Source organism: Sphingobacterium multivorum, assembly GCF_900457465.1.
Lineage (GTDB): Bacteria > Bacteroidota > Bacteroidia > Sphingobacteriales > Sphingobacteriaceae > Sphingobacterium > Sphingobacterium multivorum.
The window spans coordinates 362,744-386,103 of the sequence record NZ_UAUU01000008.1 but is presented as its reverse complement, the minus strand read 5'-3'; the positions used below and the strand labels follow the sequence as shown (position 1 = coordinate 386,103).

Sequence of the window (23,360 nt, the reverse complement as noted above, 5' to 3'; positions counted from 1 at the left end):
TCCTATTTTTTAACGATCCTGAAATTGCACACGCTGAAGTCGTCATTGACATCGACCGTAGGTTGGTAAGAGAAAACAAAGGTATTCCAACCCGTTTTCAGATAGGTCCCATTACCCTGGGAGGCATCTTTATAAAACTCTGTCAAATCAACGCGCATCGTCTTCCATTGGCCATACGTATTCAGGGCACCATTCTCGGCAGGATTGTAACGTGTCTCCTGTCTGTCGCCGCCCAATATAAAATTCCCCTGGCTAATCGAAGCCGTACTTTTGGTGTTGATCTCAAATTTGACATAGTAATCTTTGGGATTGGCCAATACCGCAGCTTCATTCAAATCAAAACCTGACCAGAAAATACCGTTCCAGGACCAAGCACCGAAAGATTGACGGATCCGCAAAAAGCGATCAAAGCCGGGCAAAATTGCCGGGTCACCGCTTGCTTTTCCATCGGTAACGTAGGCGGACAAAGATTTGATATCCAGCATGGAAATTCCTTTCTCTCTAAATTTTACTTGTCTCGGCACCTCAATCAGTGGGCTTGAAAACGATAGCGTTGCACCATCGGCCGTACTGGAAGGAAAAATAAAATAGACAGAGTCTGCGACACTGCGAAGAGGTTTGATTTCAGTGTTATTAAGTAAGAATTTTCCCTCCAATACATCCAATTTATAGAGATCCAAATATTTACCTACGAGAATGGCCGTATCTCCAGCAGCAATAAACTCATTGTATAGCCCTTCAATCACCAGATTGGGAATTTTTACTTCAAAAGGAAATTCCGTAATTCCTTTTGCCGTCTCAACAGTGACCTTATTATTTACCTCAGTCGGAACGATACGCGGTATAGGTAACGTAATACGGGATCTGACAGCATAGACCGTCGCTAGGTCTACCTCCACATCGTTTAATTTTATGGACTTAAGCTCAGCAAGATTATTACCCTGTAAGACGATCATATCTGTAAGCGCTGCACTGGTAATTGTCGCATTGAGATCTGCTGCTGTTGAGACTTTTTCGATAACAGGTGGGCCATCTGAGCTCAACTGATCGTCATAGCCGTCGTTATAGTTAACAATATCCTTCTGGCAGGAGATCATTCCTAGGGAAAGGTAACCTGACAATATGGTAAATAATATGGATTGATTTAATAATTTCATGGTTATTCAAATTTAGGTTTACGTTAGTTCCAACCGGGATTATTTGAAGTGATTGTGGTATTGACGCCCACTTCAGAATTGGGGATTGGGTAAAGCAAATGCTTTTCAGTGCGTATTTTCACAACCCCCACCTCATCGGTTCCACCAATTTTATTCATGACATCAAGGTAAATCCCCCAACGGATCAAATCCCAGCGGCGGTCGCCTTCCAGTGCAAATTCCATTGCCCTCTCCTCTAGCACTGCAGAGCGGAATCCGCTTTGATTATCGATATTTCCATCTCCAATGAGTCTACGGGGCGTCGCATTGCTTCTTTCGCGTACCTGATTGAGCTTTGCCAAGGCCAATGTACGTGCTGCGGTACTGTTGTCTGCCTCATTGGCAGCCTCTGCATAGATGAGTAACACATCCGCAAATCGAAGGAAATACCATGGTGCATCTGTACGTTCCAGCTTATTGTTGCTCACATCACTATATTTTGTGAGATAAGCCAAAAAGGCCGGTGATTTTTCACTTCGGTATTGTGCGCCGTCATTAAACGGTGCTACCGGCGGTACCCAATTACCCTTATCATCGGTATAGCCCTTTGCTTTGTTCGTATACTCTTCGTTATTCGGGTAATACGATCCGCCACCCCAGCTGGAATCATCTCCTTGTCTGATCCAGCGGTGAATCACCCCTTTTACCACGCGCAAATCTTTACTTTCAAACAATTTATACCAGTGATCGCGCATGCCCCACCATAGCCCGGTCTGTATGTTGCCTTGATCATTGAAGGTTCCATTATAACCTTGTGAAAAAGTGACCCCATACTTTTCATCAGCAGACATAGACTGTAAAGTCCATATATGTTCGGTTTTATTTCTATTGGCACGCGACCAGAGGTTATCATAGCTCAGCAAACTATAATTACCAAAACTCCCCATTAATGACCTGCAGCGCCTTGTCACGTGCTTTACCAAAATACTCTTTTGCATTAATTCCTTCATAACCGGCAACTACCTTTTTAGAAACCACAAAAGATACAGGATTGGTGTACACCTTTTCACTGCCATTCATGCTGTAAGGCTGCCCTCCTCTTACTGTAACGTTGCCTGATGCCAAAGATCCTGAAGCCATGGTGACATAAACTTTTGCCAATAAGGACGCGGCCGCTCCTGCTGAAGCTCGCCCTTCCTGAAATTTGCTATCCGTGTTTTTATAGAGCAATCCTTCGGCCTTGGTAAGCAATTCGATGATATGCTCATACACCTTACTGATCGGCTGGCGTGGCTGATTGAGATCGGCACCGGAGTTGACGGAAGCATTACGGATGGGCACTTCGCCAAAGGCACGTACCAAAAGAAAGTAAGAATAAGCCTTTAGAAAATAGAGCTCACCGATCCCGTTGTTTTTGGCTGCTTCCGAAGCTTTGGTCATGGGTTCGATATTTTCTAGCGCTAAGTTTGCCCGATGAATAATGGCATAAGGCTTTTCCCACATAGCAGAAGTATATTCATTGTTCTGAAAATTTCCTGCACCCAAAGTTCCAAATGACCAATCCGGTCCAGTCATGTAATCACAGTCAAATTCCAGTGCTGGTGGAAAAAAGGTTCCAGCGAAACATATCGTCAAGCAGTTTGCTATAAGTTCCTACAACCCATTGGTTGACCCCTTCATCCGAATCCGGGATATCTTGCGGATCTATAAAATCAAACTTTTTTTCTTCGAGCATTTTCTCACATGAACTTAATCCCGCAAGACTGATCGATGCCAATAAGGCATATTTTATATATTGTTTGTAATTTTTAGTAGTCATGATCATCATAATTAGGTTAAAAATCGGCTTTAATTCCCAGTGAGAAAGTTCTGCTGCTTGGGTAAGAATAAATATCCACCCCTTTTCGCGAAGCGTCACCACCAAATGCATTTACATCCGGGTCGAACCAGCTATAGTCCGTGATAGTCAAAAGATTGGTCGCACTTGCATAGAGATAAAGCGAATTAAGCCCTTTAAAAGGTATCTTAAATGTATAACCCAGATTGACGTTCTTTAGCCGAACATAAGAGCCATTCTCAACATAACGATCCGAAGTTAACATGGTACGGTTGTACGTGGAGACCGCTTTAGGCCATAAAGCGTTTTCATTGTTTTCTTCCGTCCAGCGCGTGTTATAAATATCCTGTGTGATATTACCCAAATTGGCCATTTTCATATCGATCAGGTTGCCATTGAAAATATCGTTACCGATAGATCCCTGCCAGAAGAAACCGAGCGTAAAATCCTTATATTTAAAATTATTGGTCAGACCAAAAACGAAATCTGGATTTGTATTTCCGATTATTGTACGGTCACTAGCTGTAATTTGACCATCACCATTCAAGTCGCGGTATTTAATTTCGCCCAGTTTGGACCGCACAACGGCATTGCTGGCGTTAGCATAGGTCTGATCTGCACGAACTTCGGCTTCATTATCGTAAAAGCCATCTTCGATATAACCGAACATAGAACCTATCGGCATGCCATTTCGCTGGATAAAGATATTATCGGCATTGTACCATAACCGTTCGGCAAAGCGATCTGCTGCAAGGCCACCGATTGCATTCCGATTGAATGAGATATTAGCATCGATATTCCATTTAAAGGCATCGCGGTCAACAGCAACGAATTTACCTGTTAACTCAAGCCCCTTATTGGTGACATATCCCGAATTGACCCACTGTGTTCTCATTCCGTTGCTTGAAGCAATATTTACATTCTGCAACAGGTCGTTGGTCTTTTTATAATATGCATCGATGGTAAATTGGATACGGTTATTTAGAAAAGCCATGTCCAATCCGAGGTTATACTGGTCTGTGGTCTCCCATTTGAGAGTTTTATTTAATGCACCACGCCAGTCTACCTCCGCAAAACCACTGCTAAGCGCTCCGCCCAAAGGATAGTTGGCTACGGCCAGATAAGCTCTTGTCTGATACGCATTGACGCCCTGATTACCCGTACGCCCATAACTTGCACGCAATTTTAGATCATTTAAAACACCAAGATTTTTCACGAATTGCTCCTCAGAGATTCTCCAGGCCAGTGCTCCGGAGAGAAAATTGGCAAATTTCTGTCCTTCGGTCAATCGACTCGAACCGTCACGGCGAAAAGATGCTGTAGCGATGTACTTACCTTTGTATGAATAATTTGCCCTAGCTAACACGGAAGCCAGCTGCGTCCGCCCACGGCTACTCACCAACGGGCCTGGATTTAAGCCCGCAGCCATATCAAACTCGCCTGTAATATCATTCGGAAAATTGGTAGCTGTCATGGATTTGGCCGAGTAATTTGCCTGCTCATAGGTAAAACCTGCTACCGCATTTAGGCTATGAACTTGCTGAAAAGTTTTATCAAAAGTTAGCAAGGATTCACTCGTTAGACTCTGGTACCAATTGTCACTCTGTCCGGCACTTCCATTTTTTGGCGTTCTTCCCTCCTGCGTATTGCGGTTATAATACGTATTTCGGTTATTATTGGAGTACGAAAATCCCAAGTTCTGGCGGAAGGTTAAGAATGGTAATAGCTTGACACTTGCGTACGACGAACTGAAAACATTGTTAGCCCGCAGCTGATCCTTCGCTGTATTGACATAAACGCCCGGGTTGGAAGCCAACCAGTTCAGCTGATCCGACTCTATGGTACTCATGTCAGGGCCATAAGTCACAGGAAATATCAATGCCGAACGAATAATCCCGTAATCGTATGCATTTGATTTCGCAAAATTCGTGAGTCCATTTGTATAGTTGATATTGGCACCCAGTTCAAGCCAAGACCTCACTTTTCGACCGATATTAGTACGTAGGGCAACGCGTTGGTAATCTGAGTTTTTTATAGTTCCACCCTGATTCAGAAAATTTCCTGAAAACATGTGCCAACCTTTTTCACTGCCACCTGATACACTAAGATTATATTCTTGGGAAAATCCATTTTGATAAATTTCATCCTGCCAGTCAGCCCCTTGCACCAATGTCTGATTACCATACTGATCGGTACGCAGCCCCTGATTTAAAAAATCTTCCGGTGAGGGCTGATATTTTCCCGATGTCGTTACCGGCTGGCCGTTTATTGTCGGATAGGACCAGGTGCCCGGATAAGGTAATAGCTGATAATCCACTCCTTCATAATTTTTACTATTTACAGCCTGTTCGTTAATATAAGATGCATAATCGAAAGGTCCGAGCATTTTGACTTTCCGTCCAAGTGTGGCCATTCCAAAATTAGCATTTAGCTCAACCTTTCGTTTCCATTTTCACCTCGCTTTGTTGTAATCAATACCACCCCATTTGCGCCCCTTGAGCCATAGATAGCTGTAGCGGAAGCGTCTTTTAACACTTCGATCGATTCAATATCATTGGGATTGATCGATGCAAGCGCATTAGCGGTTTGGTTAATATTTTCATTGGCACTGCTCGCTGGTGTAGAAGCCATGTCAAAGGGAATTCCATCAACAATATAGAGGGGCTGTGAATTTGTTGAGAAGGAGTTCGTTCCCCGTATGGTAATAGAAACACCTGCGCCAGGAGCGCCATCATTCTGGTTGACTGTAACGCCTGCCATACGTCCCTGTAGCGCCTGGTTGATACTGGGAGCGGGATTTCCCGCCAAAATATCAGCAGCCTTCACTTGGCTTACGGCTCCGGATAGATCTCTTTTTTTCACTTTGCCGTAACCTACGACGACGACCTCGTCCAAGACATCCGATTTCGGATTTAGAAAAACTTTGATTGACTCCCGAGTGGTGACTTTTAAAGTACGAGTCTCCATACCTAGAAACGATACATAGAGATTATCCCCTACACTGACCTCAAGTTGGTAATTTCCCTTCTCGTCTGTCAGCGCAGTTTTTCCTGCGCCACTGCGCACTGTCGCACCGGCTATTGGTAAATTGATTTGTTGATTAATTACCTGTCCGATAGCTGCAGTTTCTGGGCAAAAGTAAGCATCGGAGTAAGGCCAGCAACCATACAGGCATAAAAGATTTTCTTGATCATTTTTGAGTTCCCTTAAAATTGGTTATTTAAATTGCTTTAACTTATTCCAAAACTAAGGAGAATGCATATTCAAGGATAATACTTTTTTATCTTCTTCTTATGCTATTTCAACCAATGGCTTTCATGACTTTTTAAAGTGAGGTATGGCCTATATTTTTTTAACAGCATGTATGGCCTGCTGTTCACAAATAGAATTTTGAATTTCGGTATTTATTCCGGAAGTCCGTTGGAGTTGCTCCCTTTTTCTTCATAAAGATCCGATTAAAATTGGACAGATTGTTAAACCCCGACAATAATGCGATTTCGGCAATACTGTGTGTTGTATCGACAAGCATGCGGCTGGCGTGTCCCAAGCGAATATCATTTAGGGTATCGACAAAAGTTCTGCCCGTACGTTGTTTAAGAAATCGACTTAAAGACACATCCGTCATCCCAATCAGATCTGCCGCTTCACCGAGAGACACTTCTTTCTGATAATTTTTAGAAAGGTAACGCAATACTTTTTCGACACGACGACTATCGTGTTTTCCGGTACTACTATGGAAAGAACGGCTGCAGAGTTCCCTCATATTTTCATCCTGCGACAACTTAAATAGGATATCATACAAACCAACGACAGAATAGAAACCGTCTTTTTCATGGGAGAGCTTTTTTATGGCTTCCTGTACAACCAAAATTGTTTGCATACTGAACGTCACGCCGTACACCGCTTTTTCGAACAATTGTTTAATCGAACGAAATTGATTTTTATTGAGCAGTGTTTCACCAAATAAATCTGGCTGGAACTGTATGGTGATCTCCGAAATATTGGTAGACTGACATTTGTGATCAAACCACCCGTGCTCCAGATTCGCATTTGCGATCAGTGTTAATTCAAGTTCATCGATTTCCTCTATACTGTCCCCTACGATGCGTTGTGCGCCAGCAGCATTTTCAATGAAGTTGAGTTCAAATTCTGAATGTACATGAATTGGAAAATCAAAACGTGACTTCTTTCTGGCAAATACCATGAAACAATCTTTATCGGATAGCGGTGTGACTTCTCTTAATATCATAGACGGAATTGAAAGGCGAATTGGACTTAAATAATAAATGTCCAAATGTCGTTTATTTTTTTGAATTTAAAAATAAATAAAATTATGGCGTTATATTCAAGAGGTACCAACTAATTTATTCATGGTAAATCAACTTCGAAGCTGCCCTTCATCTTTGCTTAGATGCATTCGAACAAAACCAACATAGAAATTCATCGCTTCAGCAAGAGTTTCATAATTTGGATTCTCTGCGTATAGAACTCTTCCGTTAGCCAAAATTATTGGCTATTATAGCTACTTTTATTTCATTTGTCTGCATGTTAAAATTAGTTTAAATGTAACAAGACAAAGTTCCACATCTACGAGCGGTCAGTTGTAGTTGAATCGTGGATATTTCTAACCAAATTGAGGGTAGATTTCAATATGGATAATTCACAAAAATAGATGCTAGCTAAAAACATAATAAATTTGTTTTAAAAGGTCGGTAATTAGATGGTTCAAGTTCCATTTTATAAATGATCAACAAGAGAACAAAACACAAGCGAATAATTTAATCGATGATCCAGTACAATCTAAATTCAGTTTGAAACGGAACAAAACACACTAGCAATGAGCTTCATGCATACTTTCGAAAACCTTTCAAACAAAATGTTTACGAACAAAGCCCTTCAATATTTAAAACTTTCGTATATTGCCGCACCTAATATCTACAACCGTGTACAACAAACTGAGTGATATAGAACTTATTGACCTACTCAATCAGTACGATCATAATGCTTATACAGAAATCTATGAACGATATTGGTCCGTTTTATATGTGCATGCCTTTCGTATATTACAACATGAAGATGAAGCATTGGATTCCATCCAGAATGTTTTTGAGAATTTATGGAATAAGGCTGGAAGTCTCGTCGTGCAATCTTCATTAAAAGCTTATTTATTTACCTCTGTGAGAAACTCTTCCTTAAATGCTATTGAAAAAAGCAAGACACGAAGTATGTATATAGATTCTTTAAATGAATTTGTGGATATTTACCGTTCGTCAACAGAGGAGGAACTATATTTTAAAGAGCTATTAAAAAAATTCGAATCTGAAATCGAAAATTTACCCCCAAAAATGCGTGAGATCTTCTTAAAGAGTAGAAATGAAGGATTGTCTTACAAAAAAATAGCAAAAGAGCTGAATATAACTGAGAATACGGTAAAAACGGTTCTTCACAGAGCAGTTTCACAGTTAAAAAAGAAGCTAAACACACTAATAACATTCCTTTTCTAAAATTTTTTGTTTTTTTTTTAAAATCAACGTATACTTTCACTCTTTCCGCCTGTCTTTATATTATAGAGTTTAGACTATAAAGAAATATATGGACAACAATAAAGCTGAAAAGCTTCTTGAAAGATATAATAAAGGTAAATGTACCATAGAGGAAAAAAAATTAGTTGAAGACTGGTACCTCCATATGCTGAATAAAAATGAGCATATCACAGCATCGTCTGAATTGTATAAAGTAAAAGCCAAATTGGACAGCCGTCTCTTTTACCAAAGAAAATCTAGGGTGTTCTACCGCTATGCTGCCGCTATTCTTGCATTTGCAACATTCACTGGCATACTTTACTATTCACGTGATCTGCCTCAGAAGCACCAAACCAGAAGATTGATAATAAAGAAATTGCTGCCGGAGGGAATAAAGCTATCCTCATACTCGCAGATGGAAAACAATTTGATCTAGGCTCGTCAAAAATAGGTACTATCACACAACTGAGTGGAATAAAAGTCGACTGCGATACTGTTGGGCAGATAACTTTCAATGTTCAAGATAGACCACTTAAATCTTTCTCTGAAAAGATGAACAGCATTGTAACTCCAAAGGGAGGCCAATATAAAATCATCCTTGAAGATGGCACCAATATTTGGTTGAACGCGCAGTCTATGCTAAAATTTCCTGAAAGATTTGCTAAGGATAACCGCTCGGTCGAACTAGTTGGAGAAGCCTATTTTGAAGTTGCGAAAAATAGAAATAAACCTTTCATTGTTAGGACTAAAGAACAGAATGTAAAAGTACTGGGAACCCATTTTAATATCAGCTCATACGCTGATGAGCGTATAGCCCGTACGACGCTTATTGAAGGCAGCGTCTCAGTAAGCGACAATATCTCACATCGATCTGTTGTATTAAAACCTGGAGAGCAGATCCTGATCAGTGGAAATACAATAGCAGTCAAAAAAGTAGACACTCAGGTCGATGTGGCCTGGAAAGAAGGAGACTTTATTTTCAAGAATGAAAATATTGAGAGTATTATGCGAAAGGTCTCCCGATGGTACCAAGTAGATGTGGATTTCATAAGCAAGAAAGGAAGATATCACCTTCAGCGGTATGATATCCAAATCAAAACAATCTGTCAGCTATACTGACAATGCTGGAATCAACAGGACAGATCAAATTTAAATTAACAGGAAGGAGGATATCTATTATAATGTAAACAAATTGATAAACTACTTGAGAAAAGAAATCTGGAATGCGCTAACATCCCAGATCAAAAAACTTTGGATCAAGTAGTTAAATAGAAGCTCGAACTCAATTCAAATCACTAACCCAAATTAATCAAATATATGATTTTTAAATTTATTCCCGTTGAAAGACGGAGATTCTTTATGCGAGTAAATTTATCACTTGTTTGCCTTGTCGCCATGGGGGGGCTCCAGGCATATTCCAAAACCTTTGCGCAGATTTCAATTCAGCGCCAGAACATTACACTGCCACAATTATTTCAGGAAATTCGCAAACAGAGTGGCTACGACTTTTTTACAAGGAAAGCTTATTGTCGGATAAAGATCCTGTAAATATTCAAATGCAGAATGCCTCTATTGAGAAAATCCTAGATTATTCGCTAAATGGAAAGTCCCTCACTTACGATATCAAAAACAGAATAGTTGTTATTAAACAATTAGAAAATAAGCAGCGAAATATTGTTGGAAGGGTTATCACCGAAGATAGATCGCCTCTATCTGGAGCCAGCATTAAAGTAAAGGGCCAGCCAAGAGTATTTTTTACAGACGAGAATGGTCATTTCTCTATATCCGCATCGAATAAAGTAACAGAACTTATAATTTCATATATCGGCTATAAGGACTGTATTGTCAGGCCCGGTGATGAATTTATGGAGATTAAGATGGCCAAATTGGATAATCAGTTGGCCGAAGTGAATGTAATTTCGACTGGTTACCAGAAGATCAAGAAAGAACAGCTTACGGGTGCTGCCTCCACATTAAGCGAAAAGGACTACCAACAGCGGGTAGCCGTAACCGGTAACTTTCTAGAAAATCTAGAAGGAAAAGTCCCAGGACTAGTCTACAATAGTATTTCTGGAGAACTTTCCATTCGTGGTGTCAGTACTTTTGACGCAGTAAAAAAACCACTTATCGTGTTGGATGGTTTTCCTACTGAAATCGACATAAACTCCATAAACCCAACTGATATCATATCAGTGAGCGTGTTAAGGGATGCAGCCGCCGCTTCAATTTACGGTGTCCAGGCATCAAACGGTGTTATTGTTATAGAAACCAGAAGGGGAAAATCCGGTAAACCAACGTTCACTTTTAGAAACACTTTTGCTTTTGATTCAAAGCCCGATTTCGATTATATGCGCTATCTCGATACAAAGGAATTCATAGACTTACAGCGTGATATGGTCAGTACAGGCGGTGACGATAGATATTTTTACTCAGATTATAACCCAATTGACCAAGTTACAAGTATACTATTCGATCTTAAAGATGGCCTTATAGATAACAAGCTTGCAGAAGAGAAAATTGGCGCTATAGCTTCTTACAACAATCTTGCGGAGTATAAACGGTTATTTTATAGACGTAGACTTGTCAATAACATCAATTTTGATATCAGCGGAGGTACGGAAAAAAGCACATATCTAATTGGTGTCAACCATATCGGAGAAAGAGCTCAGAAAGTAGGTACAGATAATAAAAAAACCATTTTAAATGTTGCCAACACTTACAAGTTCAACAAGAATATTTCATTTGATTTTAAAGGAATTTATTCAAATAACAGAATAAAAAATGGTACTACACCAGATTATAGTGACCTCCTCCCCTTTGAGAGGATTGTCGACGAAAATGGTAATGCACTCCCGGCTACTTTTGGTGAATTCAGAGAAAAATTTTATGTAATAAATAAAGATTATAACGAGAGAGCCCAATCCCTAGGTTTGTATGACCAGCTTTATTACCCATTCGGAGAATTGTCCGCTACGACTCAAAAGACATCACTCAATTCTTTCAGGGCACAAGGCCGCCTTAATGCCAAAATTACTGAGTGGCTAAATATCGATCTTGGCGGCGCTATTGAAAATGAACAGGGTGTGAACGACCTGCTTAAAACAGAGGATTCTTATAGAGTAAGGTATCTGGTAAATACTAAGGCAAAAAAAGATCCAGCAAATGGAACCCCTTTATTCACTGACCTGCCTCAGGGAAATTTTCTGACAAAAGAAACACTTAAAAATACAGCTTACACCCTACGTGCTCAGGCAAATCTCAATTACGAAACAAAAGATAAAAAACATAGTATTTCGGGAATCATTGGTATTGAACAAAGGCAAGTAAAAGCTGAATCATTTAAAACAACATTCTTTGGTTACGATGACCAGTCTCTTATCAATAAACCTGTCAATCTTCAGGTGCTTAATTCAAGGATAAAACCAGCCTTCAAAGAAGTCGGAGACTACGGATCAAGTTTTAATAGCAATGACTATTTTGGAGAAAAATATAGCGACAGAAGGTTCCGTTCATTTTATGGACAAGGAACTTATATGTTCAAGCATAAATATATCGCTACTGGAAGTATCCGTATAGACCAGTCTAATCTGTTCGGAGTAGACGATAAGTATAAAAACAAACCGCTTTGGTCATTAGGAATGAATTGGCGTATGGGCGAAGAGGAATTTATTAAATCTGTTTCCTGGATCAATTCATTACAGATTCGGGCCGCCTCCGGCTTTAACGGCAATGTTCCAAGTAGCTTTAACGGACCTTTCCTGATCCTAACATCCGGACTTAATAATAGGTTTAACACTTCAGAGGTCTTTTATGATGTACTATCACCTGAAAACCAATCCATCCGCTGGGAAACAACAACTAACTACAATCTGGGGTTAGATTATGGATTATTAAAAAATAGAATATCAGGTTCTGTAGACCTTTATTATAAAAGAACAAAAGATGTATTTGGTACGATGTCCGCAGATCCAACATTAGGATTTAACCAATATAGTGCTAATACGGCTTCTATTGAGAATAAAGGTCTTGAAATATTACTGACTAGCGTAAATATTGATAAAAGCATCTTCAAATGGCGAACAAGTGCAACTGCATCCTTCAATAAAAATAGGGTTATTGAAGTACAGGCAAAAGATAAAACATCATCCCTAGATATCATATCAGGCACAGACCTACAGAAAGATTATCCAATGAATGCACTATTCAGTTATAGATACGCTGGACTGAATAATTTAGGACACCCTGGAGTTTACGATAGAAACGGTAATGTGTTAGTTTTAAATACATACGACGATGCCGTCATTGATGTCGATTTTGATGATCTGGTCTACAGTGGCACAACAAATCCCAAGTATGTGATCGGTCTCAATAATCAGTTTTCTGTAGGTTCTTTCGATTTGTCTTTTCTTTTTATGTATTACGGTGGCCATGTTATGAGAGTCCAACAGCCCAATCCTGATGAACTACAGAGCGGAAATGCAATAAAAGGCTCTTCAAACTACTGGAAAAAGCCAGGAGACGAGCTTGTAACTACAATACCGGGACTCCCTGAGTATGGAACTCCTGAGGACTTTATGTATTCCGCGCGGTATGGGTATACATACGGAGACAGATATGTACGTAAAGCAGACTACATTCGGCTGAGAGATATCATCTTAACCTACAATTTGAAAAATGACTTCCTGCAAAAGGTCGGTCTATCCAATACTCAATTTAGGTTTCAGGTTCAGAATCCATTCAAATATACATTTAGTGGAAATGATATAGACCCCGAATCAATTGATAGACGGACAGGAATAAGGACTCTGCCACAAACTTCATTTTATAGTTTGACATTTTCCACTACATTCTAGCTTTTGTTCGGAAAACAAAAAAGATAAATATCGAAAAATATGACTTTAAATTGGCTAATAAGTTCCATAAAACAGCCAAACCCATCTTCCTGATGGAATAATACATTATAAAATGATGAAAAAAATACTATTGAAATTTTTGATTTTATTAACACTACTAGGTATTCTATCCTGTGGAGACTTTCTGGAAGTAAAGCCCAAAGGTGTAGTCCTGCCGGAAAAATTGACTGACTTTGAAAGCATGTTAAATTCCTTCACAATGACCCAGTCTTTTCCTTCTGCCCTACTTTATTGTACAGATGATTATTATGGCACTTATAGCGCGAAAGATAAAAGTGTCAACGCCAACCTATATTTCTGGCGGGAGGAAAAAGATATTAATGACCAGGTGAGCCCGGTTATCTGGGGGCAATTGTACAGGATCATCTACGATGCAAACGTGATCATCAACAATGTAATGTCTGCTACCGGCAGCAATGATCAAAAGAAAAAAGAAGTGCTGGGAGAGGCTTTATTAGCTCGTGCAGATGCCTATTTTACACTCCTAACAGTGTATGCAAAGAGCTATAATATAAATACTAAAAATACGGACCTAGGACTACCATGGGTAACAACGACAAATGTAACTGATAAAGTCCCCCCAAGAGCATTAATCCAGGATAATATAGACAGTATTGTCAATAACACCCTGCGTGCAATTGACTGTTTGCCATTAAATAATGTAAATCGCTACAGAGCAACAAAAGGTGCCGCAAAAGGATTTCTTTCAAGAGTCTATCTATATATTGCCGACTATACTAATGCCGAAAAATATGCCCTGGAAACTATGGCCGTAGCCCATAAACTAACGGATTATAATACAATTAAGTCAAGTGATGACCTACCTATTGCCGATCTTGATCCTGAAATTTTATGGCAGCGTGGAAGTGAAGATAGAAATGTCCCGGTATTTATGTTGTATTCTGATGAGTTAAAAACATATTTTGATGAAAATGATCTAAGATACAGCATTTTGACGATCAGTAACAACAAAGGAATCAATCGAGGGGGAGCATATGGGGAAGCAAATTTTGGAATAACTTTTCCGGAAGTTTATTTGACCCTTGCTGAACTGGCGGCTCGTTCTAACCGTACCGCTGCTGCTATGGAATATCTAAATATAATCCGGAAAGTTAGAATAAAGGCTTCTGCTTATCAGCCCGCTACTTCACTGAATAAAGATGATGCTTTAAAAATTGGTATTGGCAGAAAGGAGACGGGAATTAGCTTTTGGAGCCACACGCTGGATGGATATGAAAAGACTGGATAGAGATGGCCTGATGAAAGACGTCAAACGTATTAACAGGGAAAAATTCTGAACTTCAGGAGACATTAACGCCACAAAGTAATCGTTACACTTTTCAGATACCAACTCGGGTGAGAAAATTCAATCCCAACATGCAAGTCAATTAAATGAACATAAAAAAATTAAACAAGATTTTTATCACATGAAAAATATAACACTATTCCTATTTTTATTCTTGAGCATTTCCGCTTTTGCTCAGTCATCTAAGCCAGTCCTTGTTGACGATTTGGTCCCAGAAAAATATAAGATTTCAAATAACTACTTTCCAATTATAAAAGGTAGCTATCTATACAGTATATATGCATTGTCAACAAGTGATTTTATCAGCTCCAAAGTTTTCGATAAAAATGATGACGATTGGCTACCAATATCGACTTTGAGCCTAAACAGAAATATTTTTCATTCGGTAATGAGTTTTTAAAAGATAAAGACTGGCAGGATATTTTTAAAATATGCTGCATCGTTAGTCCAATCGTATGTAAAATCCGAAGATTTCAAAACTTCAGTTTTTGCCCAAGCGATAGCAATAACGGTGGGATTTGATGATGGCGAGTTAACGATAATAATATCTCAATAACTATGGATCTTATCAAAGTTGTTTATCGCGAAAGAGTTGATTGAAAAAAGAAGAAAAAAATACCAGATAAAGAAGGACAGATAAAACTCATGATCTATTAATAAAAACATCAAAAAGAACAAGCATGATAACGAATATTCCTAGAGCAATTGGTCGGGTATACCAATATGAAGGTTGTCCGAACCTTTTCATAATAAGTCCAACTATAATGCTAAAAATGGCTAGAAACAAGCCTGATGCTTGATTATCATTCATACGCTAAAAATAAGTAAAAGAATTGACACGCTAGGTCCTAAATCAATTCTTAACTTTATTTGAAAAAAGATTCCAGTTATAAGGAACATAACTGGAATCTGCAGTTTTTATTTAAACATTTAGTGGGACAGTCCCGAAAAAAATGAAAAAGTTTTTTACTTGGTTAATGTATGTCGCTGCTTTTTTTTCTGGAATTATTATATTGTTGTTTATTTATTTGTCTGTTGACCCATTTCGTAAACAAAAACAAAGAAGACTTTATTATAAAAGGATCGAAGAAATAAAAACACGTAGGAATCTTTACTGACAATCATAGTTTAAAAGCTCTACATCTTCCGCGCCAAAGGCCCATCCTTAGTGACCAGACTAGACCAACCGGGACAAGATCCCACGGTTAGTTTCGCGATCAATCTGGACGCTAGAAATATATTGGCCACTGTTTCTTCACCAAAATCCCAGGTTACTTCGACAGGCGAACTCGCCTCAAATGGTTCAAGATTCTCTTTGACAAACTCCGAAGGATTTAAAAACGGTAGATTTTCCTTTTTATGCCATTCAGGTTCCATCGGAGTAGGAACACTATTGTATAACCATATGTCTCCAACTATTCTTTCCTCTTTTTCCTCATTCAATAAGTATGCATAACAGACCTTATCGTCATCTTCGATAAGTACGGCGAACTCAGGGCGATCGTTTGATACATATTTTGTTAAACTTCCCATTCTATACTGATTTAAAATAATGAAGTCTGCGCCGTATCACTCCCCAATGGCGGCAATCCTTCCCAATCAAATTGCTCATAACGATGCTTACCATCGGGGCGGTTTGGATATCCTCTCAAGGTATACACTGGATAATGTTTCAACTTTTCATTGGGCATCTCAAATCGAAAAATCGGTGGCATATTCTCTTCGTTAATATCCTCGATCCACTGACGCTCGAGATCCTCAGGCAAAAACAAAGGCATACGATGTTTATTGGGACCGTCATTATGGATATTGGCCATCACTTTATTGGCTGCACGCGTAAGCATACCAAAAGATCCTACACGTTCAACCACGCCATCCTCATCCACCGTCTCATGCCACTGGTACAGACCTGGTAAATAGAATAGCTCTCTTCCCGCTTCACCGATGAAATAAGGGACTTTCTTTTTCCAGCCCTTTACAGCTCTATGCTCAAAGGTACCACTCACAGGGATAAGGCAACGTTGCTTGCGCAAACGGTACCAATAGGACTTTTTATCTTCCAGGATACGTTCGCTACGCACATTAATCATATTGCGCCTGCGATCGGCCTGCAGTTTGGGATCGTTAATATAGGTAGGCAATACCCCCCACTCCATCTCGGTCAAGGCCAGCTGGCTTGAGTCCTTGTCCTTATACAGGATCGGATATTTGGGAAAGGTAATGGCCTGCACGTTTTCCAGATAGTCATAATTGTAATCCAATTGACGGCGCTCGTCCCGCAATTGCGGAAAGGTCTTTTTGATAATCTCAATATCGGTATGGAGGCTAATATCCCAGCACATAATGGTATCCTTTTTTGTTTGGCTTTGATACGAATATACGCAATTTGTGCTGTAAATACGGATTGCCCTAGGACAAGAAAATAGCTGTTTTTTAGTTCGGCCCGGATTTGATTACCGAAGGATCTCTATAGCAAATACTTTCTTTTGGGTCTGCCCATCGCTAATGGTAGCCACTACCCGACCATATGCTAAGGAGAATAGGATATCGATCGGATTTTTGCGCTGAAACTTGGTCTTGGTACGCAGGTAATTGACAATATTTTTCTCATAGAGCTTAAGCATACGCTTATCCCAATTCTCCTCCTTGATGCGATTAAGAAAAATACGATAGCCTGACCCTGTTTCCAGTAGACTTTCAATCTTATCGGCATCCTGCGGCAACTGCAAAGCTCTTCCCTCCTTTGCCCCCAGTTGATGGGCATGCTGATCGGCAGCTTCCTTGTCATCATAAGGCGTGAGCAGAAAACCTGTCTTTTCCTTAACATCGGGCCACTCAAAGCGCTGCAGCACAAAGTCGACATAGCCCGACTCGACGAGCTCGCGAAATGAACTTTTGGTGACTTGTTCAAAGGGATTGTACAGCATAGGACTAAGATAGGATTTATACCACAAAAATGGCCGGAATAAACCAGCCCTGATATATATAGTTATGATCCCAATAATGGGATAGTCGGTTTCAAAAAAATGCTGGCCTAACAAGTGCAAATCAAGCCAGCAAAAGCAATCTTCTCATTTTTCGTATAAAGGACAACAGAAATATAATATTCGTTTGAAAAAATAAAAAAAACCTTGAGGAGGGGGATCTCAAGGTTTTTACTACCTGTTATTAACTAATTTATGAAAGTATGGATATAACAATGGTTGATTTGCTTTCATTTGATCTTTTATAAAAAGGTTGAGTTCGTATTCCCTGCTTCACAATTATTTTATTTAAATGAGAGCTTATTCAAAATGGTATTGTCTAAGACCAACTTAACCTATAAAAAAGAAAAAGGCCACTTAGACAGTATCCAAGTGACCTTAAAATCTTATATTGTAATCTGTTTTATTTTCCTTTAGCCTTCTCTGCCTCGATCTGCTTTACAAACTCTATAGTGACGTCCGCTAATTCGGCTATCTCCGATATCGAAAACTTATTCGAAGACAAAAGATTTTTTATTACTTCCGCCTTTCCTTCAGCTTTTCCGATAACTTCTCCCTCAGCCATTGCTTTTTCGCGCGCTCGCTTCAATTGCTCCTCCTGACTACTTCGGATACTCTCGGCATCCCATTTATTCCTTAAACTTACGTTGTACATCTCTCGTTCCTCCGGTTTTAGTTTGCTATACTCTGCTAACTGAAATAACTTCTCAAAAATAGGCTTACGCAAATAAGTGGAAAGTCCATTTAGCGAAGACATATTTTTGAGTACATAAAGCCAACGATCTAAATCATTAACTAACTCTGCCTCAGCTTTAACAAAGTTAACCAATTCCACATATATAAAGCCTAGATCGTCATAAAATATTTTACCATGATCTCGATAACATAAACAAATATCGTGCAGAAAATACTTCTCATCCCCCGCATCAGGCATTGCAAATCCATCCATCAGTACAATGATATAAACTTCACTAATTGCATAATTCCAAGCCCTTCGGTTGCCTTTGGGTGCCTGATCCGCTATCAATTTACTGCTGTAATAAAGCATGCGCTTTTTCAAATTATCCTGCGCCGTGCGCTGCACTTCAATAATAAAACGTTCGCCATTGTCTGCCGTGCAGGTCAGATCAAAAATAACGGTACCGATATCCTCTGTATCCCCGACATGCTCATTTTTGTTATAATACAGGTCGGCAATAATCTTGCGTCCTCTAAACAGTTCGTTTAAGAAAGCGATCAGAAGATCTTTATTGGTATCTGATCCGAAAACTTTTTTAAATCCATAATCTGTTGTAATATCGATATATTTCGACTGTTTCAACTCACTCATAATACATTGTTTTTAAATTGGTTAACAATGCAAATATAAGTAAAAAAGCATTTTAATACTAATATTTTTAGCGTAAAAACATTAGTATGTATATGAATTAAAACAACTTCCCCAATGAAGATCATTTCCGTCCTATTCACTCCTCGGATCGGGTTTTAGTGGCATCTTGGCACAGCGGATCACCTCAATAGAAGGGCAACCATATTCCAGAACAATTTTGCCTTCAACCAAATAGATTCCGGCCCCACGGAGCGGATATTTGGCTAAGGTCTGTGGGAAATGGACGGTATCAAAAAATCGTCCCTCGGCATCGAGGAAAGTACCAAATTTCATCAGGTCGCCACGCTTGGTCTTCACAAATTTCTCACAGACAAAATCCCCCACCACACGGACTATCTTTCCTTCATGCAGATGGAGTTCCCGAGCGGGCATATCGCCCCGGTAATCGCTTTTGGTAAGATCAAATAGCGTACCCGTTACGCAAAAGCCAATCAGCTCCATCTCGTCATAATAATCCTCCAGGATATCTTCTTCCAAAGGGGGAAGAATAGGCTTGCGACTTTCGGTCTCAAAGAGCGCCATACCTGCTGCGACAGGCTTATGCTTGCTCATCATCAGGTGAGCTGCCCACAGCAATTGCTTTTTCCCCGTCCCCGTAAAGCGCAAGGCACCTACACGAATTAGGATAACAACCTGCTCAATACCCGTCTGTGTGCGCTTAACAAAATTTTCCAGGCTCGTGTACTTGCCATTGGCTTCGCGCTCCTCAATAATGCGATGGGCCAGTTTACCTTCCAAATTGAGCAGGCAGTCAAAACCCAGGTAAATATCCTTACCCTGAATGGAGGTATTAAAGACCGACTGATTGACACACGGCAGGCAGATATTGCCCCCTGAAATTCGTGCTTCATTGACATAGACCTTACGATTGTAAAACCCACCATAATTGTTGAGCACCGCAACCATAAACTCCAAAGGATAGTAGGTCTTGAGGAAAAGACTCTGATAACTCTCTACGGCAAAGGATGCTGAATGCGCCTTGTTAAAGGAATAACCGGCAAAACTCTCCATCTGCCGCCAGATCTCGCGGCTAGTCTTCTCGTCATAGCCTTTGGCCTTACAGTTGGAAAAGAATTTATCCTCGATTTCGATCAGGTGGTCTTTGCTCCGGTATTTGCCCGACATCATCCGCCGGAGCACATCGGCATCGGCCATATCGAGCCCGCCATAGGCATTGGCGATCTTCATCACATCTTCCTGATAAACCATCACGCCGTAGGTCTCTTCGAGCTGCTCCTTAAATACGGGGTGTGGATAGACGACCGTCGTGGGGTCGTGATGCCGACGGATGTACTCGCCCATCATGCCCGAACTGGCCACGCCGGGCCGAATGATGGATGACGCAGCCACTAAAGTCAGGTAATCATCGCAACGTAACTTGGTGAGCAGCTGCCGCATAGCCGGACTCTCGATATAGAAGCAGCCGATGGTATTGGCCGATTTGAGCTGGGCGGCAATATGGACATCCTGAAAAAAACGCTTGGGGTTATCGGTATCAATGACCACGCCCAAGTTTTCCCGCACAATGGTACGGCAATCTTTGATATGGCCGATGCCACGTTGCGAAAGGATATCGAACTTTTCAAAACCGATATCTTCGGCCACGTACATATCAAACTGCATGGTAGGCAATCCCTTGGGCGGATTGTCCATCGCCGAATAACAGGTTAATGGTTCCTCTGAGATCAGCACGCCACTGGCGTGTATGGTGCGTTGATTGGGGAAATCGGCCATGCGGTTGTACACGCTTAATATGGTGTTGGTTACTTCATTCTTGTTGAGCATATGCTCGGGTTCATGCACGAGACGGTCGATCTCGGCCTTGGGCAGTCCATACACCTTACCCAGCTCGCGCAAGATGCTGCGGGAGCGAAAGGTGCTCATGGCCCCCATCAATGCCGTATGTCCTGTCTGATAACGGTTAAAGATATAATCGTACATCTCGTCGCGCTCATTCCAGCTAAAGTCCACATCAAAATCAGGAGGACTCTTGCGCTTGGGATTGAGAAAACGCTCAAAGGGAAGTTTGAGTGCTATGGGGTCAACATCGGTGATCCCTAAGCAGTAAGCAACAGCAGAATTGGCCCCCGACCCGCGGCCTACGTAGTGAAAATTGCGGCCACGCGCGTAGCGGCAGATATCGTCCGTAATCAGGAAATAACTGGAGAAACGCAGGTTTTCGATAATCTCAAGCTCGCGCTGAATGCGTTCGGTTGCGACCCGATCATTGCGGCCATAGCGCCTGGTAAAGCCATCCATGCAGTACTTGTGCAGGAGCTGCTTATCGTTGTAGCGGTTACCGGTAAAGGTTGCTTTATTCTTGACACTGGTAAAATCAAAGCTGAAAGAACACTGGCCCAGTATACGGTTGGTGTTGGCCAGCAATTGGGGCAAGTCGGCAAATAAGCGCATCAGCTTCACACGAGGAATAAATACCTCGTCCTCAGCAGCTATCTGCTCATCGCCGAGCTGCGAGATCAGCAAGTTGTTATCAATCGCCCTCAACTGCCGATGTAAGGTATAATCGGCCTTTCGGAAACTGACTGGTGCGAGTATCACACAGCGATCGAGCACCTTGCGGTCCATCAGTTGGGCGCGGGTACGCTCGCTGGGCCGGATGCCAATGTATTCAAAATCCCGCAATGGAAAGCTATCGAGCTTGCTAAAGGGATAGATCACAAAGACCTGCTCGAAGTCAGGCGATCGCTCCGGTGTAGGGCGATTTTCCATGTTGAGCTTGGTGCGGTATTCATTGATCTCACGAAAGCCCTGTTCGTTTTTGGCAATGGCGACAAAACAAAGCTGATCGCCGTTGCGGAATTCCATTCCCGCCAGTAAATTCAGTCCGGCAGCGCGGCCCAGTTTAATGAAGTCCAGCGATCCCGAGCTGTTGTTGATATCGGTAAGCACGGCAGTGTCATAACCGCCGGCCAGCATGCCCGAAATAAGATCCTGCAGGCTGAGCGTGCCAAAACGCAGGCTATAATAACTATGTAGATTTAAGAGCATGCTCCCCTCCTTTCTCTGGCAGCGGTGCACAGATGGCCTTCATCAGAAATTCGGCCCCATAGCGTTTTCGGATCTTGTCCATGGCCTGCATCAGGTTGACCTCCTCGGCGCTATCGTCAAAGAGATCGGTCTGATAGGAACCGTATATTAGGCCCGAGAACTTGATCCCGATAAGCCGTATCAGCATCCTGCGGCTATAGAGTTTCTTTAAGAGTGCAAGTACCACATCGGTAAGCTTTCGATCCGAATTGGTATAACCGATTTGCAACTGTTGGGTATGGGTATCGAAGTTGCTGTAACGGATCTTGAGGGTAACGCAGCTCGTCAGCTTCTGCTCTTTGCGCAGATCGAAAGCGAGCATATCGACCATACTGATCAGCGTTCGGCGAAGGACATCCATATCGATAGTATCCTGCTGGAAGGTGTTCTCCTTGGACATGGACTTTTGCTCCCGAAAAGGTACCACCAGCGAATCGTCCAGGCCATTCGCTTTACGCCAGATGTTGATCCCGTTTTCCCCGAGGACCTTCTGCATGGTGAACACTTCCATCTGCTGTAAGGTTCCGATTTTGGAGATCCCCATATTTCGGAGCAGGGTAAAGGACTTCTCGCCTACCATGGGAATTTTACGGATGGATAGTGGTGCGAGGAAACCTTTTTCGGCACCATTTTGCACCTGCTTTTCACCACAGGGTTTGGCCGTACCGGTGGCAATCTTGGAGACGGTCTTGTTGACCGACAGGCCAAAGCTAATGGGCAATCCAGTCTCTCGGATAATACGCTGGCGGAGTTCCTGGGTCCATTTCCAACAACCAAAAAAGCGGTCCATACCGGAGACATCAAGGTAATGTTCGTCTATACTGGCTTTTTCGACAATAGGCGTTTCTTCCTCGATAATTTGTGTAACTATACCCGAATAATGACTGTACCGATCGTGATCGCCCCGTACGACCACCGCCTCTGGACACATGCGCAGCGCCAGCCGCATTGGCATAGCGGAATGCACCCCAAACTTGCGGGCCTCATAGGAACAAGATGCAACTACCCCACGGTCACTACTTCCTCCTATGAGCACAGGTACTCCGATGAGCTTGCTGTTCTGCAAACGCTCGACAGATACAAAAAATGTATCGAGATCACAATGTACTATACTCCTCTCCATGTTTTTTTCAATTGTATCAAAGGCCCTGTATTGTCGCCTTTGATTTTTGGTAATTGCCGCATTCAAAATTACTAATATTATTAGCAAACAATCAACAGCGA

18 protein-coding genes are annotated in these 23,360 nt (G+C 41.3%); 5 read left to right on the top strand and 13 right to left on the bottom strand.

Annotated elements, in window-relative coordinates:
• Nucleotides 1-2 precede the first annotated feature (2 nt).
• The 7 genes from DTA23_RS10150 to DTA23_RS10135 form a co-directional block, all read right to left on the bottom strand.
• Nucleotides 3-1,157, bottom strand: coding sequence for a glycan-binding surface protein (locus DTA23_RS10150; protein WP_112374615.1), 1,155 nt, complete (start codon nt 1,155-1,157; stop codon nt 3-5).
• 23 nt (nt 1,158-1,180) lie between these two features.
• A complete protein-coding gene (locus DTA23_RS27610; protein WP_218565350.1) occupies nt 1,181-2,146 on the bottom strand; it encodes a RagB/SusD family nutrient uptake outer membrane protein in 966 nt (321 codons plus the stop codon).
• On the bottom strand, nt 2,067-2,711 hold the full coding sequence (locus DTA23_RS27605; RefSeq protein ID WP_218565349.1) for a RagB/SusD family nutrient uptake outer membrane protein: 645 nt from the start codon (nt 2,709-2,711) through the stop codon (nt 2,067-2,069). Before DTA23_RS27605 ends, DTA23_RS27610 begins: the two co-directional genes overlap by 80 nt.
• A 10-nt stretch (nt 2,712-2,721) precedes the next feature.
• Nucleotides 2,722-2,955, bottom strand: a complete 234-nt coding sequence (locus DTA23_RS27600; RefSeq protein WP_218565348.1) for a hypothetical protein — start codon at nt 2,953-2,955, stop codon at nt 2,722-2,724.
• Nucleotides 2,956-2,971: 16 nt separating this feature from the next.
• Nucleotides 2,972-5,386, bottom strand: a complete 2,415-nt coding sequence (locus tag DTA23_RS27595) for a SusC/RagA family TonB-linked outer membrane protein (protein ID WP_218565347.1) — start codon at nt 5,384-5,386, stop codon at nt 2,972-2,974.
• 14 nt (nt 5,387-5,400) lie between these two features.
• Nucleotides 5,401-6,078 (bottom strand): TonB-dependent receptor plug domain-containing protein, encoded by a 678-nt coding sequence (locus tag DTA23_RS27590; RefSeq protein ID WP_256603502.1) that lies wholly within the window; start codon nt 6,076-6,078, stop codon nt 5,401-5,403.
• A 271-nt stretch (nt 6,079-6,349) separates the two neighbouring features.
• Nucleotides 6,350-7,222, bottom strand: coding sequence for a helix-turn-helix domain-containing protein (locus DTA23_RS10135; protein WP_112374614.1), 873 nt, complete (start codon nt 7,220-7,222; stop codon nt 6,350-6,352).
• Nucleotides 7,223-7,892: 670 nt separating this feature from the next.
• Here DTA23_RS10135 and DTA23_RS10130 point away from each other — a divergent pair.
• The 5 genes from DTA23_RS10130 (at nt 7,893) to DTA23_RS10110 (ending at nt 14,657) form a co-directional block, all read left to right on the top strand.
• Complete coding sequence (locus DTA23_RS10130; RefSeq protein ID WP_172462373.1) at nt 7,893-8,477, top strand: RNA polymerase sigma factor; 585 nt, start codon at nt 7,893-7,895, stop codon at nt 8,475-8,477.
• A gap of 88 nt (nt 8,478-8,565) precedes the next feature.
• A complete protein-coding gene (locus tag DTA23_RS10125) occupies nt 8,566-8,931 on the top strand; it encodes a hypothetical protein (protein ID WP_112374612.1) in 366 nt (121 codons plus the stop codon).
• Between the two features lie 116 nt (nt 8,932-9,047).
• Nucleotides 9,048-9,614 carry a FecR family protein gene (locus DTA23_RS10120; protein ID WP_112374611.1) on the top strand — a complete coding sequence of 189 codons (567 nt, stop codon included), beginning with the start codon at nt 9,048-9,050 and terminating at the stop codon, nt 9,612-9,614.
• Nucleotides 9,615-10,021: 407 nt separating this feature from the next.
• Nucleotides 10,022-13,348: a SusC/RagA family TonB-linked outer membrane protein gene (locus DTA23_RS10115; protein WP_112374610.1), complete on the top strand. Its 3,327-nt coding sequence runs from the start codon at nt 10,022-10,024 to the stop codon at nt 13,346-13,348.
• Nucleotides 13,349-13,460: 112 nt separating this feature from the next.
• A complete protein-coding gene (locus DTA23_RS10110; RefSeq protein ID WP_112374609.1) occupies nt 13,461-14,657 on the top strand; it encodes a RagB/SusD family nutrient uptake outer membrane protein in 1,197 nt (398 codons plus the stop codon).
• Nucleotides 14,658-15,851: 1,194 nt separating this feature from the next.
• On the opposite strand, the gene DTA23_RS10100 is transcribed toward DTA23_RS10110, so the two are convergent.
• From DTA23_RS10100 to dinB, 6 genes are all read right to left on the bottom strand, one after another.
• Complete coding sequence (locus DTA23_RS10100) at nt 15,852-16,247, bottom strand: hypothetical protein (protein ID WP_112374607.1); 396 nt, start codon at nt 16,245-16,247, stop codon at nt 15,852-15,854.
• A gap of 11 nt (nt 16,248-16,258) precedes the next feature.
• On the bottom strand, nt 16,259-17,056 hold the full coding sequence (locus tag DTA23_RS10095; protein ID WP_112374606.1) for an SOS response-associated peptidase: 798 nt from the start codon (nt 17,054-17,056) through the stop codon (nt 16,259-16,261).
• Between the two features lie 111 nt (nt 17,057-17,167).
• Nucleotides 17,168-17,641: a hypothetical protein gene (locus tag DTA23_RS10090; RefSeq protein WP_146753057.1), complete on the bottom strand. Its 474-nt coding sequence runs from the start codon at nt 17,639-17,641 to the stop codon at nt 17,168-17,170.
• 460 nt (nt 17,642-18,101) lie between these two features.
• Nucleotides 18,102-19,028, bottom strand: a complete 927-nt coding sequence (locus tag DTA23_RS10080; RefSeq protein ID WP_070568761.1) for an Rpn family recombination-promoting nuclease/putative transposase — start codon at nt 19,026-19,028, stop codon at nt 18,102-18,104.
• Nucleotides 19,029-19,160: 132 nt separating this feature from the next.
• Nucleotides 19,161-22,097 (bottom strand): DNA polymerase III subunit alpha, encoded by a 2,937-nt coding sequence (locus tag DTA23_RS10075; RefSeq protein ID WP_112374604.1) that lies wholly within the window; start codon nt 22,095-22,097, stop codon nt 19,161-19,163.
• On the bottom strand, nt 22,078-23,259 hold the full coding sequence (gene dinB / locus DTA23_RS10070) for a DNA polymerase IV (protein ID WP_112374820.1): 1,182 nt from the start codon (nt 23,257-23,259) through the stop codon (nt 22,078-22,080). Before dinB ends, DTA23_RS10075 begins: the two co-directional genes overlap by 20 nt.
• Between the last annotated feature and the right edge of the window lie 101 nt (nt 23,260-23,360).